Consider the following 15,579-nt stretch of genomic DNA (forward strand, 5'->3'; position numbering starts at 1 on the left):
TCCTTGGCGAAGGCGGGCCCATTTGAGCCTATCGTTCCGCCCAGCGCAAGAGCGGCGGGCGGGGATTGTCACCCCTCGCCTTCTGCGATTTAGTTGCAGCAACGAACCTCTTGCCGGGGATTTTCTCAGATGCCAGCTCCTATCTCCCAGCCCGATGATCCCGCCCTGCTGCGGATCGACGGCCCGATCGCGACCATCACGCTCAACCGCCCTGCCGCGTTCAACTCCATCAACCTGGCGATCGCGCAGAAGCTCGAGCAGCTCGCGGCCTATATCGAAGGCGCGGACGACCTCAAGGTCGTTGTCCTCGAAGGCGAAGGCCGCGCCTTCTCGGCCGGCGGCGATCTTCAGACGATCGGGGCAGCCGCCGAAGCAGGCACGGTGACGCCCGTGGTCGGCGAGCTCTTGAAGCACTATCACGCCTTCATCGAGATCATCCGCCGCATGCCAAAGATCTCGCTGTCCAGCGTCCACGGCTCTGCCGCCGGCGCCGGCATGGGGCTCGCCTTCGTCACCGATCTCTGTATTGCCGCCGACGACGCCAAGTTCACGCCGGCCTATACCAAGATCGGCGTGTCGCCGGACGGCGGCTCCACGGTCGGCATCGTCGGCACGGTCGGCTCCCGCCGCGCGCTACAAATCTTCCTGTCCGAGGATAATTTTACCGCGCAGCAGGCTTACGAGTGGGGCCTGGTTGCCAAGATCGTTCCCGCCGCTGATCTGAAAGCAGCCACGCAAAAACTCGCCGAGCGTCTCGCGCAAAACCCGCCGGCGGCGATCACCGGCACCAAATCGCTCGTCTACCAGGCCGCGACCACGCCGGTGAAGCAGCAGTTGGATGCCGAGGAGCACAAGATCATCATGGCGATGAACACGGAGGAGTTCCGCGCCGCCGTGAAGAAGTTCACCAGCAAGGGCAAGTAGCTGCCGTGGGGCTGGTCCCTCACTCCTTCTCAGTCTTTGGTCCAGTCCTCTGCATGAAATCGAAGTCGCAGCCCTCGTCGGCCTGCATGATGGTCTCATTGAACAACCAAGCGTAGCCGCGCCGGGCCTCTTCCGGCGCTGCGGCCGGCTTCAACGCGGCGCGGCGCCGCTCGAGTTCGGCGGCATCGACCAACAGCTCAATGCTGCGCTTGGCCACATCGAGGCGGATCATGTCGCCGTTCTGCACCAGCGCGAGTGGCCCGCCGACAGAAGATTCCGGCGTGATGTGCAGCACGATGGTGCCGAACGCGGTGCCGCTCATGCGTGCGTCCGAAATGCGCACCATGTCCTTGGTGCCGGTCCGCGCGAGCTTCTTCGGGATCGGCAGATAGCCCGCCTCGGGCATGCCCGGCGCGCCCTTCGGGCCGGCATTGCGCAGCACCAGCACGTCGTCGGCCGTGACATCGAGGTCGGGATCGTCGACCCGCAGGGTCATGTCCTCGACGGATTCGAAAACCACCGCGCGCCCGGTGTGCTGCAACAGCTTTGGACTGGCGGCCGATTGCTTGATGACCGCACCGCGCGGCGCGAGATTGCCGTGCAGGACGGCAAGACCGCCCTCCTTCTTGATCGGATTGTCGCGCGAACGAATCGCGTCCTGGCCCGGCACGTGCTCCGCATTCGCCACGACGTCGCGTAGCGTCTGGCCGCTGATCGTCCCGGCATCGAGATCGACGAGATCACCGAGCTGCGCCAGCAGTTTCGGCACGCCACCGGCGTGATGGAAATGCTCCATGTAATGTTCGCCGGACGGCTTGAGATCGACCAGCACCGGCACCTCGCGGCCGATCTGGTCGAACACTTCGAGATCGAGCCGGTACGGCGAGCGATGCGCCATTGCGGTCAGATGGATCAGGCCATTGGTCGAGCCGCCAATCGCTTGAAGCACGACCTGCGCGTTCCGGAACGAGGCCGGCGTCAGCAACTCGCTCGGCTTCGGCCCCTTCGTCTTTGCCATCTCGGCGGCGACTTTGCCGCTGGCCTCCGCAAGACGGAAACGTTCGGCGTGCGGCGCCGGGATCGTCGCGCTCATCGGCAGCGACAGGCCCATGGCTTCGATCATGCAGGCCATGGTCGAGGCCGTGCCCATCACCATGCAGGTGCCGACGGACGGCGCGAGGCGGCCGTTGACTGCTTCGATCTCGGCATCGCCCATGTCGCCGGCGCGGTATTTTGCCCACAACCTGCGGCAATCGGTGCAGGCGCCCAGCACTTCCCCCTTGTGATGGCCGACCACCATGGGCCCCACGGGGATGACCACGGTCGGCAAATCGGCGCTGATCGCCGCCATCACCTGCGCAGGAAGAGTCTTGTCGCAGCCGCCGATCACGATCACCGCATCCATCGGCTGGGCGCGGATCATCTCCTCGGTGTCCATCGCCATGAGATTTCGCAAGTACATCGAGGTCGGATGGGCAAAGCTCTCGGCGATCGAGATGGTCGGGAATACGAACGGCATCGCGCCGGACAGCATCACGCCGCGCTTGGCGGCTTCGATGATCTGCGGGACGTTGCCGTGGCAGGGATTGTAGTCGCTATAGGTGTTGGTGATGCCGACGATCGGGCGCTCCAGCGCATCGTCGGAATAGCCCATGGCCTTGATGAACGCCTTGCGCAGGAACAGCGAGAAGCCGGCATCGCCATAGCTCGTCAAACCCTTGCGCAGGCCACTCGTCATCATGCCACTCCTTCCGAGTTGCCATCGTGGTACAGCCTCGCCCAGGATTGTCAATAAGATTGGCCAATATTGTCGCACTTCTGGCTTTTGGCGCCGCTTGGGGCACAGATTATTGACAATCCAAGCCTCTCCTGCTCCACAGGACCAACCGGCCGACCGTCGGGAGGCTAAGGGCATGTCCGACATTCGCACTGCTGAGGCAATACCGGTCCGGCGCGACGATCCGGACGACGTCGTCGCGCGCCTGGAAGAGGACATCATCTTCGGCCGCCTTGCGCCGGGCGCGCGCCTTACCGAGGACGCGCTGATGTCGCGCTACGCCACCTCGCGGCACTTCGTGCGCCAAGCGCTGCTGGATGCGGAGCGGCGCGGCATCATCCGTCGTGAGAAGAATGTCGGCGCCACCGTACGGTTCTACTCGGCCGAGGAAGTCCATCAGATCTACGAGGTGCGGGAGATGCTGACGCGGCAGGCTGCGCTGATGATCCCCCTGCCCGCGCCGCAAGGCCTGATCGACGAACTCTCCGCGTTGCAACGGCAATACTGCGCAAGGGCCGACGCGCAGGATCTGCGCGGCATTCACGAGACCAACGACGCCTTCCACCTTGCGCTGTTCTCGGCCTGCGGCAATCCCTATCTGGTGCGCTCGCTCCAGGACTACATGAACCTGACGCTGCCGATGCGCGCGAAGAACCTCGCCGATCGCGAGGGCCTCGCACAATCGCGGCGCCAGCACGAACTGATGATCGAGCTGCTCAAGGGCCGCGACAGTTGGGCGCTCGCGCAACTCTGCGTGGATCACATGCAGTTCAGCAAGAAAGATTACCTCAAGCGCATCGCCGATGATGGGGCCGGACTCTAGGTGAGCAAGTACCTGCCACGAACGAGCCGTATACGTCCAAAAAGGAACGCCGCTAGCCGGGGCGCGTTGGAAGGCTCGAGCGAGATTCATTCGCGCGCGTAGCCGGGTGACGATCGATCGGAACATGTCAGCCCAAGGGAGGGCTGGCTACCGCACAGGTTTGAACATAAGGGTCTGCGGAGCGATGCGGGCCGGTTTGTTCTTCGCACTGATTGCAGCGGCCTGGCTCGGCGGACAGGTCCAGGAGTCCCTCGCACAACGGCAACCTTCCGCGTCTCCGAGTGAATCCGGGAAAGCGTCTCCGCGAAAAGAAAGCGCCCCCCGGAAAGAAACGAGACGACCTGCGGACCCATTTACGGTGGGCTTCGTCACCGGTACGCCGCAATGCACTGAATTCGCAATAGCTCAGGACATTGCGACCACACTGGCCAGTGGCCAGGAGACGGGTCCGCATGGCGAAGTCGCTTTGCGGGTCGTGCCAATCGTGGGAAACGGCGGCACCCGCAGCATCCTCGACGTGCTCACTCTGGCAGGTGCCGACGTGGCGATCGCACCTGTTATCCTGGTCGACCGGCTCCGGGAGGCAAAGACGTTCGGAGACATCTCCGATAAGCTTGCCTACATTGCCTCGCTCCATGTCGAAGAGTTCCATCTCCTCGCACGGCCGGAGATCGCAAGCCTGACGGATCTTGCGGGGAAGAGGGTCAATCTTGGCGAGGACGGCGGTGCGGGCGCCGTGCTTGGCCGCGAGGTGCTGAACCGTCTGGGCGTCAAGATCAGCGAATCGAACCTGGGGCCGGACGCCGCGCTGGAGGGGATGCGGAAGGGAGACATCTCGGCCGCCCTACTGGTCTCAGGAAAACCAGTCAGCTTCCTCGCATGGGCCGGGCAGGCCAAGGGCATTCACTTCTTGCCCATCCCCTATTCCAACGAGCTGCTGCAGCAAAACTATCTGCCATCGACGCTTCGCCACGAGGATTACCCAGATCTCATCGGGTTCAATGCAGCTGTGGACACGATCGCGATCAAATCCGCTCTGTTCGCCTACAACTGGCCGCCACGCAGCGAACGGTTTCGGCTGCTGGAATTGTTCGTCCAGACACTGTTCACGCGTTTTCCTGAATTTCTCGGCGACGCACATCACCCCAAATGGCGCGAGGTCAACCTGGCCGCGCTGCTCCCGGGATGGCAACGATTCCGACCGGCAGAGCGCTGGCTCCAGCAGCAATCCGGCGGCGAGGCCGCGCTTCGCAAGGCGTTCGGCCGGTTCCTCGAGGGAAAGCCAACCGCCAATCCGCCAGACCGCGAAGAATTGTTCCGGGACTTCCTGCGCTGGCGAGAACGCAATCCGGATAAATGAGCCAAAATTTGGCAGGCAAATTTCGGGAGGTGTCGATGCGCAACGCGCTTGTGAGCGCAGCCTTGGCTGCGTTGCTCGCCTTGATCGCCGACGTGAGGCATCCTGCAGCCCAATTTGCTCCCTTCTTTCCGCCAGCGCCGCAGACGTTCGCACCGACCACCGCGCCGCCGGCCGACACGACCGAGCAAACCAGGACAGCCCCTCACCGAAGCAGCAAGGCGGATAGGAAGCACGAGGAGAAGCACAAAGTCGTTCGTCGGCCGCCAAATCAGCGGAAGGTCGCCGAAAGAAACGGATACAAGCGGGTCAGCGATCTCGTGAACTTCCCGAAGTTCTTTCCGGGCCTCGGCATCATCTTCGTCAAGCCCGACACTTTACCGCTGGGGCCGTTCCTGTGCTTCGATCGCAGGGATCGCTTGGTGGCGACCGTGTACATGGTCCCGAACAAGGACGTCGAAGATCACAAGTCATTGGACGGGGCGGGGTCCGCGGCACCGGTTGATCATGTCAGCCTCTACTTCAACGCGGGTCACCCCGGCGTGGATGTGCCGCATTACCATGTGGTGCTCTGGCATGTGACCAAGAAACAGGAAGCGCGGGTTGCAAAATGACGTGGGCCAGCTCATGCGATCACACGGGCTCCGCCTTGTTCGAGCACGTCACGAACGATTTGCCCGCGGCGCTCGCGGACATGCGTTGATCGGCTACAATTGCCCGCCTTGAGCCGCAGCCGGGCGCTTGGTCCGACTGCAGCAAATGTCAGGCATGGGAAACCCGTCTACCGCTTATTCCAGTCGATGATCCGGCTCGCGTCGCCGTCAAACTCGTTGCTGCAGAAGGCGCCGCCTTGATAGTGATCACCGATCGGATCCGGCTTGAGCTTGGCCTGCTCGGCCATTGCGTGCGCCACATGATCCTCAGAGCGGCCGGTGGGGCGATAGCCGAACTCGTAGGCGCGGTGGTTGTCCCACCAGGCGCGCTCGTTCAGGGATACGCCGTAGAAGATCTCGAAATGGATGTCGGGATGCTCGAGCCCGATCTGGCAGAGCTGCACGAGGTCGTCGGGCTTGAGCCAGATCGCGAGCCGGCGATGGTCGAGCGGCATGTCGCCGAAATTGCCGATGCGCAGGCAAGTCACCTTCAGCCCGTGCTTGTCGGCGTAGAGCGCGCCGACCGCCTCGCCGAACACCTTGCTGACGCCATAGCGGCCGTCGGGGCGCGGGGTGACGTCGGTACCGATCTTGTGGTGGCGCGGATAGAAGCCTACGGCATGGTTCGACGAGGCAAACACCACGCGCTTGACGCCCTTGCGGTACGCGGCCTCGAACAGATTGTAGCAACCGATGATGTTGGCCTGAAGGATGTCGTCCCAGGGGCCTTCGACCGAATAGCCGCCGAAATGGATGATGCCGTCGACGCCCTCGCAGATCGCCTCGACCTGCGAAATGTCGGCGAGGTCGGCGGCCTTGAACTGCTCATTCGGGCCGAGATCGGCAGGCTTGCGGATGTCACTGAGCAGCAGGTCCGGGTAAATCGGCGGCAGCAATTTCCGCAGCCGCGTACCAATCCCGCCCGAAGCTCCCGTCATCAAAATGCGCGGCATGTCGTTCCTCGTATGTAGCGACCGATTTGCGGCCGTAGATATCTGATGCTAGCAGACTTGCACAGAGGGAACGCAACAACGAGACCTGCACATGAACGATGCATCGTCCCACACACAAGGCTGGCGGCCGGCGACCTATTACCCCGATCCGGCAATACGTGCACTCGATCCCCGCTTCGAAAAATACTGGCTAAAACTTTCGGCGGTGGAGCGGCTGGCGACCGGCCTGCGCTGGGCCGAGGGGCCGGTGTGGTTCGGCGACGGGCGCTACCTCTTGTGCAGCGACATCCCGAACCAGCGCATCATCAAATGGGAGGAGGAAACCGGCACCGTCAGCGTGTTCCGGAAACCCTCGAATTTCGCCAATGGCAACACCAGGGATCGCCAGGGCCGGCTCGTCACCTGCGAGCATGGCGGCCGCCGTGTGACCCGCACCGAATATGACGGCACCATCACCGTGCTGATGGATTCGTTCAATGGCAAGCGGCTGAACTCGCCGAACGACGTCGTGGTGAAGTCCGACGGCTCGATCTGGTTCACCGATCCGACCTTCGGCCTGCTCGGTAATTACGAGGGCTACAAGGCCGAGCCCGAGATCGAACCGAACGTCTACCGGCTCGATCCTGCGAGCGGCAAGGCGACCATCGTCGCAGAAGGCGTGCTCGGACCGAACGGGCTGTGCTTCTCGCCGGACGAGAAGATTCTGTACGTCGTGGAATCGCGCGGCGTGCCGAATCGAAAGATTCTCGCCTATGACGTCGCGGCGGACGGCACCACGGTCGCCAACAAGCGCGTCCACATCGATGCAGGTCCCGGCACGCCGGACGGCATGCGCTGCGACATCGACGGCAATCTCTGGTGCGGTTGGGGCATGGGGGATCCCGAGCTCGACGGCGTGGTCGTGTTCGCGCCTGACGGCGTCATGATCGGCCGCATCGCGCTGCCCGAGCGCTGCGCCAATCTCTGCTTCGGCGGCGTCAAGCGCAACCGCCTGTTCATGGCGGCGAGCCAGTCGATCTACGCGTTGTACGTGAACACGCAAGGTGCGCTCGGGGGATAGGTGCTCCGGTCGTCATTGCGAGCCAACGGGTCCGCGCGCAGCGCGGCCCGATGACAGGCTCCGCGAAGCAATCCAGACTGTTTCCCCGGAGACGGCCTGGATTGCTTCGTCGCAAGGGCTCCTCCCAATGACGGAAACGAAATACGCCGGAGCGGTTTCCCGCTCCGGCGTCAAATTTGGTTCAGACGATAAAGGTTACGCCGCGTTGAAGCCGGCGACGGCCTTCACTTCGAGGAAGTCTTCCAGGCCGTACTTGCCCCACTCACGGCCGTTGCCGGACTGCTTGTAGCCGCCGAACGGCGCGGTGCGGTCGTTCGGCACGCCCTGAAGGTTGACGTTGCCGGCGCGGATCTGACGCGCCACCCGCTTGGCGTCCTCGACGGTCGCGCCCGAGACGTAGCCGGCAAGACCATATGGCGTGTCGTTGGCGATCTTCACCGCATCCGCCTCGTCCTTGGCGCCGATGATGGTCAGCACCGGTCCGAAGATTTCCTCACGGGCGATCGTCATGTCGCTGGTGACGTCGGCGAAGATGGTCGGGCGGACATAGAAGCCCTTGTTGACGCCTTCGGGCAGGCCCGGGCCGCCGGCAACGAGCGTCGCGCCCTCGTCGATGCCCTTCTTGATCAGCGCCTGGATCTTGTCCCACTGGCCGCGGTTGACGACCGGACCGATGGTGGTGCCTTCGGCGCGGGGATCGCCTGCCTTGGTCTTGTCGGCGACAGCCTTCGCGATCGCGGCGACTTCCTTCATCTTCGACAGCGGCACGATCATGCGCGAGGGCGCGTTGCAGGACTGGCCGGAGTTGTTGAACATATGCATCACGCCGCCGGTCACCGCCTTCTGCAGGTCGGCGCCTTCGAGGATGACGTTCGGCGACTTGCCGCCGAGCTCCTGGCTGACGCGCTTGACGGTCGGAGCTGCGCGTTTCGCCACGTCGATGCCGGCGCGGGTCGAGCCGGTGAACGAGATCATGTCGATATCGGGGTGCTCGCTCATGGCGGCGCCGACCTCGGGGCCGAGGCCGTTGACGAGATTGAACACACCCTTCGGCACGCCCGCTTCATGCAGGATCTCCGCGAAGATCAGCGCCGAGGTCGGTGTGAACTCCGACGGCTTCAGGATCATGGTGCAGCCGGCGGCGAGCGCAGGCGCAACCTTGCAGGCGATCTGGTTCAGCGGCCAGTTCCAGGGCGTGATCATGCCGACCACGCCGATCGGCTCGCGCAGCACCATGGCGGTGCCGACCGGCTCCTCGAAATGGTAGTTCTTGAGCACGTCGAGCGTGGTCATGAGATGGCCGAGGCCGGCGCCGGCCTGGAGCTTCTCTGCCATCGGCAGCGGCGCGCCCATCTCGTCAGAGACGGCGGCGCCGATCTCCTTGAGGCGGCCCTTGTAGATCTCAATGATTTTCGTGAGCAGCGCGACGCGCTCCTCGCGGCTGGTTTGGGAGAACGTTACAAAGGCGCGCTTGGCGGCGGCAACGGCCTTGTCGACGTCGGCCTTGGAGCCCAGCGCAACCTCGTACATCGCCTCTTCCGTCGCCGGATTGACCACGGCGGTGGACTTCTTGACGGCGGGATCGACCCAGGCGCCGTCGATATAGAATTGCATGCGATTGACCATCGTTAACCTCTTCTTGGGGGCTTGGAGGGGGCGTTTCGGCAGGCATCCTTGCACGAAAGCGCCGGCAATTGAACCCGCCATATGCGGGGCCAGCGTTGCGGCGGACTGAGGCTATATGAGCCGGCGGTGGGAACGTGGCAAGGTTCTCTCGATCGTCCATTCCGGGGCGGCTCGAAGAGCCGAACCCGGAATCTCGAGATTCCCCGGTGCGCAATTGCGCACCTGAGGTTCGCGCTAACGTGCGCCCCGGAATGACAGCGGAGTCAACTCAACTATACCGCCATCTTCCGGTGCAGCACCGGTGCGCCGGTGGTGAGGCTTTCGGCCGCATCGATGATGGCGTTGGCATCGATGCCGTGGTGCCGGTAGAGGTCGGCGATCGTGCCGGTCTGACCGAACTGCTCGACGCCGAGTGCCTCGACGCGCTGGCCGCGGACGCTGCCGAGCCAGCCGAGCGCGGCGGGATGGCCGTCGATCACGGTCACGATGCCGCAGTCGCGCGGCAACGGCGCCAGCAGTTTCTCGATGTGGCTGAGATGCTGCACGCCGCGGCGGTCGCGCCGCAATCTTCGCGCGGCGGTCCAGCCAGCGTGGAGACGGTCGGCCGAGGTGATCGCGAGCAGGCCTACATCGCGGCGACTCTCGCCGATGAAGCCGGTCGCCTCGATCGCTTCCGGCGCGACTGCGCCGGTATAGGCGATCACGACTTCGGCATTCGGCCCCGGTTTGCGCAGCCAATAGGCGCCCTCGGTGATGCCCTGCCTCAGCTCCGGAGTCATGATGCGCTGCGCCTGCTCGATGCTGCGCGTCGACAGCCGCAAATAGATCGAGCCGCCCTCGCCGGCCTCGCGCTGCATGTGCTCAAAACCGAAAGCCATGATGACCGCGAGCTCGTCGACGAAGGCCGGCTCGAATGAGGCGAGCCCATCCTGCGCCATCCCAATCAACGGCGTTGCGATCGACTGGTGTGCGCCCCCTTCGGGCGCAAGCGTGATGCCCGATGGCGTTGCCGCCACCATGAAGCGCGCATCCTGATAACAGGCATAGTTCAGCGCATCGAGACCGCGCTCGATGAAGGGATCGTAGAGCGTGCCGACCGGCAGCAGCCGCTCGCCGTTGATCTGATGCGACAGGCCGAGCGCCGAGAGCATGATGAACAGGTTCATCTCGGCGATGCCGAGCTCGAGATGCTGCCCCTTGGGGGAAGCATCCCAATTATAGGTCGAAGGAATTTTCTCGCTGCGGAATAAGTCCGCCTTCTCCGCGCGGGCGAACAGGCCGCGGCGATTGACCCAGGGGCCAAGATTGGTCGAGACGGTCACGTCAGGCGAGGTCGTGACGATGCGCTTCGCGAGCTCGCTGTCGCTGCGCGCGATCTCGTTCAGCACGAGACCAAAGCCCTGCTGGGTCGACATCTGCGGTGACGGCTTGAACGCGAGCTGCTGAGGCACCTCGACCACCGGCGCGCTCAAGCGACGGCCATCCTGGTTGAACGGCACCCGCGCCAGAAAATCTTCGAGTTCGGCCGGGTCTTGCGCGAGCCCCTCGAACTTGTCCCATTCATGCCCGGGCCGGATGTTCTGGCTGTCGCGAAACTTCTCCATCTGCGCGACCGTCATCAGCCCCGCGTGGTTGTCCTTGTGACCCTGGAACGGCAGGCCGACGCCCTTGATGGTGTAGGCGATGAAGCAGACCGGGTGATCGTGGTCGATGGACTCGAACGCCTCCAGCATGCTCGCCATGTCGTGGCCGCCGAGATTCGACATCAGCGCCAAGAGCTCGTCGTCGCTGCGCTTGTCAATCAGCTTGGTGATCGGGCCCTGGTCGCCGATCTCATCGTGCAGATGCTTGCGGAACGCCGCGCCGCCCTGAAAACACAGCGCCGCATAGAGCGCGTTCGGACAATTATCGATCCAGCGCTTCAACGCCTCGCCACCCGGCTCGGCAAAGGCCTCGCGCATTAGCCGGCCATATTTCACGATCACCACGTCCCAGCCGAAATTGCGGAACATGGTCTCGAACTTTTCCCAGAGCCCTTCGCGCACGACGGCATCGAGCGACTGCCTGTTATAGTCGACCACCCACCAGGTGTTGCGCAGGCCGTGCTTCCAGCCTTCTGCAAGGGCTTCGAAGATGTTGCCCTCGTCCATCTCGGCATCGCCGACCAGCGCAATCATCCGCCCTTCGCGGCGATCCTTCATCCAGCCATGCGCCTTAACGTAATCCTGCACCAGCGAGGCGAACAGCGTCTGCGCGACGCCGAGGCCGACCGAGCCGGTGGAGAAATCGACGTCGTCGACATCCTTGGTGCGTGAGGGATAGGACTGCGCGCCCTTGAAGCCGCGAAAATTCTCCAGCTTCTCGCGGGTCTGCCGGCCGAACAGATATTGGATGGCATGGAACACCGGGCTCGCATGCGGCTTCACTGCGACGCGATCCTCAGGTCTCAGCACGCTAAAATACAGGGCCGACATGATGGTGGCGAGCGAGGCGGATGAGGCTTGGTGGCCGCCGACCTTGAGGCCGTCCCCGCTCGGGCGGATGTGGTTGGCGTGGTGGATGGTCCAAGACGAGAGCCACAGCGCTTTGCGGCTAAGGGCGGTCAGGATGTCGAGGCGGGCGGAATCAACGGGCATGGCAATGCTCCCGGAAACAGGTCGGCCGATGATACGCCTGCCGGCCGCGCCAGACTTCTCAATTTTTCGCGCCATACCCGCTTGTCTTGGGATACTTTACCAACGGAAGGCCAAATATACAGGTTTGATCCCAATGCCCGAGCTCGACACCATCGATCGAAAAATCCTCGCGCTGCTCCAGACCGACAGCCGCATGACCATGCAGGAGCTTGCCGACAAGGTCGGGCTCTCGGTCTCGCCCTGCCACCGCCGCGTCAAGCTTCTGGAGGAACGCGGCGTCATCTCGCGCTACGTTGCGACCGTCGACCAGAAGGCGCTGGGGCTACACGTCAGCGTCTTCATCTCGATCAAGCTGGCGCGGCAGAAGGAGGAAGACCTCAACCGCTTCGCCCGCGCGATCTCGAAATGGGACGAGGTGCTGGAATGCTATCTGATGACCGGCAATCGCGACTATCTGCTGCGCGTGGTGGCCGCCGACCTCGCCTCCTACGAGACGTTCCTGAAGACCAAGCTGACCCGGCTCGACGGCATCGCTTCGATCGAATCGAGCTTTGCGCTGAGCCAGGTGAAGTATTCGATCGCGCTGCCGGTGTAGCGTATCACCGCCACGGCTGCACGATGATCTTGGTGTGCGCCTCGGGATTGGCAAGATCGGCGAACGCTTTTGCGACGCCGTCAATACCGACCTCCGCCGTCACCATCGCCGCCGCATCCACCTGCCCTTCCGCGATGAGACGCAGCGACGCTGCGAACTCGTCCGGGGTGTAGCCGAGCACGTACTGGACGTTGAGCTCCTTCATGATGCCCAGCATCGGCTCGCTTTTGTCGGTTTCCATGCAGACGCCGACCACGACAACGCGCGCATCACGCGGCGCGCCTTCGAACACCTGCTGCAAGAGGCCGGGTACGCCGACGCATTCGAAAATGATCGCAGGCTTCAGCGCCGGCAGCATGGCCTGGAACGGCGGTCGCGCCGCCTTCTCGGCCTCCGACATCTGGGCGTGCTCGGCCCAGGTCGCATAAGGCTGCGACATCCGGGGATCGACCACGATATCGGCGCCAAGCCTGGCCGCAAGCGCGCGCCGCGCCGGCGAATAGTCGGCGGCTACGATCGGATGCAGCCCCTTGAGCTTGAGCGCAGCGATCACCGCAAGCCCGACCGGGCCGCAGCCGATCACCAGCGGCACCTCGCCGCCTCGGATATTGGCTTTTGCGACGGCATGAACGCCGACGGCGAGCGGCTCGGTCAGCGCAGCATGTTCCGGCGCAAGGCCATTGGGCACTTCGAGCAGCAGCGGCTCGCTCAGCAGCATCGCCTCGGCATAGCCGCCGATATTGTCGTTGGAATAGCCGATGCCTTCAATGCCCTGCGGCGTCACCAGGGCCGGCAGCGAGCAAACTCGCGTCCCCGGCCTCAGTTTGCGTTCGGTGCCCGGTCCGTAGTCGACGATCTCGCAGCAGAACTCATGACCGAACACGACGTCGCGGCTGAGGTCCATCGGCTTGCGGCCGGTCTTCCGCGCCATCTCCACCATGCGATGGGCGTGCTGGCGTGCGTGCAGATCGGACCCGCAAATGCCGCAGGCGAGCGTCTTGACCAGAACCTGGCCGGGACCCGGCGTCGGCTCCGCCATCCGGTCGACAACAATCTCACCGTTCCTGAAAATCGCAGCGCGCATCCGGCTCCTCCCGTGGTGTTGGAGCCATTGGTACCACGACGCGCGACGCGCGATCTTGCGTCAGGGGTTCGGAGAGCGCTCTTCCAGCACCAGGAGTTGGGCGCGGCGCACCCGCTCGCGATGAGCGATGTAGAGGCCGCTCGCGACGATGAAGGCCGCGCCGACGATGGTCCAGAGGTCAGGCACCTCACCGAAGATGAAGAAGCCCAGAATGCTGACCCAGAGCAGCTGGGTGTAGGAGAACGGCGCCAGCACCGAGGCATCGCCATAGCGATAGGCCAGCACGATGATCCACTGGCCGACGGTAGAGGCAACTCCGATCACGATGCCAAGCCCGATCGCGGTCCAGCTCGGCGTGACCCAGACGAACGGCACCATCACGGAAAGGATCGCAACGCCCGTCAGCGCCGAGTAAGCCATGGTGGTGAGAACCGCCTCGCGACCGCTCATCATGCGCGTCAGGATCAGCGCGGCAGCCCAGCAGAACGCCGAGATGATCGGGAAGAACGCCGCGGCATGAAATGCGCTGGAGCCCGGGCGCAGGATGATCATCACGCCGGTCAGGCCGATCGCGGTGGCGATCCAGCGGCGCAGTCCGACCTTCTCGCTCAGGAAGATGATCGACAGCGCGGTGACGAACAGCGGTGAGACGAAGCCGGTGGCGGAGGCTTCCGCAATGGGGAGGAAGCGGAGACCGGTGATGAAGAACAGGGAGGAGCCGAGCAGCGCGGCGCCGCGCATCAATTGCAAGCCGAGGCGCTCGGTGCGCATCGCATGCAGCGGCGAGCCCGGCAGCATCACCGGCGTGAACATCAGCGCGAAGGTGACGAAGCGGATCCAGGTGATCTCGATCGACGGCAGGCTGGTCGAGAGATATTTCGCTGTGACGTCGGATGTGCCGAGAAACACCGTCGACACCAACACCAGCGCAATGCCTTTGAAGGGATGATCGACGCGCGCGGGCGCGCGGCGAACTTCCTGCTTCTTCTCCGGCACGGGCATGGGAATATTGTCGAGCCTTGCGGCTGCGGCGGGCGGCGGTGTCACGGCTGGAACCCGGGAAAATGCGAATCGAGAACGCTCGTAAAAAACGACAAATGCGCCGCGCCCGCAACTTCCGAAAACAGGATGCCGATATGCGCTGACGCCCGCGCGCGTCAATACTCCATTAATAATGAGCGTTTGTGCATTACAATATGGGCAGGCTGCGCGGCTTCGGCCCGCGCGGAAACGCCGCATCGAGCGCCGCAATCTCGTCTTTCGTCAGCACGAGATCGCCGGCAGCCGCATTTTCGCCGGCATGTTCCGCAGACGAGGCTTTCGGAATCGCGAACACCGTAGTTGCACGGGTGAGGAAGCTTAGTGCGACCTGACGCGGCGTCACGCGACGCGCCTCCGCAATGCGCCCGAGCACGGCGCCACCCTTGCTGCGCGTGTCCGGGAAATCGTCATGACCAAACGGCGAATAGGCGACCACGGCGACACCATGCCGCTCACACCAGGGAATCACGGCATGCTCGATCGCGCGTTCCTTGAGATGATAGAGCACCTGATTGCATGCGATCCGCCCCTCGCCCCCAACGGCGAGGATTTCGTCAAGATCCTCAGCGTCGAAATTGGAGACGCCCCAGGACTTGATCTTGCCGGTCTTCACCAGCTCTTCGAACGCGGCGACGGTGTCCTCGAGCGAATAGGAGCCGCGCCAGTGCAACAGATAGCAGTCGAGCCGATCGGTCTTCAGCCGTTTCAGCGAACGCTCACACGCCGTGATCGTGCCGCGGCGCGAGGCGTTGCTCGGCAGCACTTTTGAGACGAGGAACACTTCATCGCGACGGCCCGCAATCGCATCCGCAATGACGAGCTCGGCATCGCCATACATCTCGGCGGTGTCGATGTGGGTCATGCCGAGATCGAGCCCGCGCTGAAGCGCGGCAACGGCGCGCTTGCGGTCGCCATGGTCGAGATACCAGGTGCCCTGTCCGATGACGGAGACGTTGGCGTCGGTCGTGCCGAACGGGTTTGATTTCATCTGCAATCCTATCTCCGCTGCCTATGTCGTCCTGACGAAAGCAGGACCATTACCACAGGGAG

13 protein-coding genes are annotated in these 15,579 nt (G+C 63.7%); 6 read left to right on the forward strand and 7 right to left on the reverse strand.

Going from position 1 to position 15,579, the window contains the following annotated elements; translation table 11 throughout:
• Positions 1 to 129: 129 nt before the first annotated feature.
• Positions 130 to 924, forward strand: a complete 795-nt coding sequence (locus IVA96_RS11820; RefSeq protein WP_247417287.1) for an enoyl-CoA hydratase/isomerase family protein — start codon at positions 130 to 132, stop codon at positions 922 to 924.
• Between the two features lie 19 nt (positions 925 to 943).
• Here IVA96_RS11820 and IVA96_RS11825 read toward each other — a convergent pair whose 3' ends face one another.
• Complete coding sequence (locus tag IVA96_RS11825) at positions 944 to 2,662, reverse strand: IlvD/Edd family dehydratase (protein ID WP_247279340.1); 1,719 nt, start codon at positions 2,660 to 2,662, stop codon at positions 944 to 946.
• A gap of 175 nt (positions 2,663 to 2,837) precedes the next feature.
• On the opposite strand from IVA96_RS11825, the gene IVA96_RS11830 reads away from it, so the two are divergent.
• From IVA96_RS11830 to IVA96_RS11840, 3 genes are all read left to right on the forward strand, one after another.
• A complete protein-coding gene (locus IVA96_RS11830; RefSeq protein ID WP_247417289.1) occupies positions 2,838 to 3,524 on the forward strand; it encodes a GntR family transcriptional regulator in 687 nt (228 codons plus the stop codon).
• Between the two features lie 358 nt (positions 3,525 to 3,882).
• Complete coding sequence (locus IVA96_RS11835) at positions 3,883 to 4,884, forward strand: TAXI family TRAP transporter solute-binding subunit (protein WP_247417291.1); 1,002 nt, start codon at positions 3,883 to 3,885, stop codon at positions 4,882 to 4,884.
• A 35-nt stretch (positions 4,885 to 4,919) separates the two neighbouring features.
• Positions 4,920 to 5,495, forward strand: a complete 576-nt coding sequence (locus tag IVA96_RS11840) for a hypothetical protein (protein WP_247417293.1) — start codon at positions 4,920 to 4,922, stop codon at positions 5,493 to 5,495.
• Between the two features lie 167 nt (positions 5,496 to 5,662).
• Here IVA96_RS11840 and IVA96_RS11845 read toward each other — a convergent pair whose 3' ends face one another.
• Positions 5,663 to 6,487 (reverse strand): NAD(P)-dependent oxidoreductase, encoded by an 825-nt coding sequence (locus IVA96_RS11845; protein ID WP_247417295.1) that lies wholly within the window; start codon positions 6,485 to 6,487, stop codon positions 5,663 to 5,665.
• A gap of 91 nt (positions 6,488 to 6,578) precedes the next feature.
• Here IVA96_RS11845 and IVA96_RS11850 point away from each other — a divergent pair, with 91 nt between their 5' ends.
• Positions 6,579 to 7,547, forward strand: a complete 969-nt coding sequence (locus IVA96_RS11850; protein WP_247279304.1) for an SMP-30/gluconolactonase/LRE family protein — start codon at positions 6,579 to 6,581, stop codon at positions 7,545 to 7,547.
• A 195-nt stretch (positions 7,548 to 7,742) separates the two neighbouring features.
• Here the strand turns inward: IVA96_RS11850 and IVA96_RS11855 are convergent, their stop codons facing one another.
• Together IVA96_RS11855 and IVA96_RS11860 are read right to left on the reverse strand one after the other, a co-directional pair.
• Positions 7,743 to 9,173 (reverse strand): aldehyde dehydrogenase family protein, encoded by a 1,431-nt coding sequence (locus tag IVA96_RS11855; RefSeq protein WP_247279303.1) that lies wholly within the window; start codon positions 9,171 to 9,173, stop codon positions 7,743 to 7,745.
• Positions 9,174 to 9,445: 272 nt separating this feature from the next.
• Positions 9,446 to 11,809: a transketolase gene (locus tag IVA96_RS11860; RefSeq protein ID WP_247417298.1), complete on the reverse strand. Its 2,364-nt coding sequence runs from the start codon at positions 11,807 to 11,809 to the stop codon at positions 9,446 to 9,448.
• A 133-nt stretch (positions 11,810 to 11,942) separates the two neighbouring features.
• Between IVA96_RS11860 and IVA96_RS11865 the strand changes: the two genes are divergently transcribed.
• Positions 11,943 to 12,404, forward strand: a complete 462-nt coding sequence (locus IVA96_RS11865) for an Lrp/AsnC family transcriptional regulator (RefSeq protein WP_247279301.1) — start codon at positions 11,943 to 11,945, stop codon at positions 12,402 to 12,404.
• A 4-nt stretch (positions 12,405 to 12,408) separates the two neighbouring features.
• Here IVA96_RS11865 and IVA96_RS11870 read toward each other — a convergent pair whose 3' ends face one another.
• The 3 genes from IVA96_RS11870 to IVA96_RS11880 all read right to left on the reverse strand — a co-directional run bounded on the left by IVA96_RS11870 (position 12,409) and on the right by IVA96_RS11880 (position 15,517).
• Positions 12,409 to 13,488, reverse strand: a complete 1,080-nt coding sequence (locus IVA96_RS11870; RefSeq protein ID WP_247417301.1) for a zinc-binding dehydrogenase — start codon at positions 13,486 to 13,488, stop codon at positions 12,409 to 12,411.
• 60 nt (positions 13,489 to 13,548) lie between these two features.
• Positions 13,549 to 14,490, reverse strand: a complete 942-nt coding sequence (locus tag IVA96_RS11875) for a DMT family transporter (RefSeq protein ID WP_247417467.1) — start codon at positions 14,488 to 14,490, stop codon at positions 13,549 to 13,551.
• 187 nt (positions 14,491 to 14,677) lie between these two features.
• Positions 14,678 to 15,517 (reverse strand): aldo/keto reductase, encoded by an 840-nt coding sequence (locus IVA96_RS11880; RefSeq protein WP_247417469.1) that lies wholly within the window; start codon positions 15,515 to 15,517, stop codon positions 14,678 to 14,680.
• Positions 15,518 to 15,579: the final 62 nt, after the last annotated feature.

Source organism: Bradyrhizobium sp. 159 (assembly GCF_023073795.1).
Classification (GTDB): domain Bacteria; phylum Pseudomonadota; class Alphaproteobacteria; order Rhizobiales; family Xanthobacteraceae; genus Bradyrhizobium.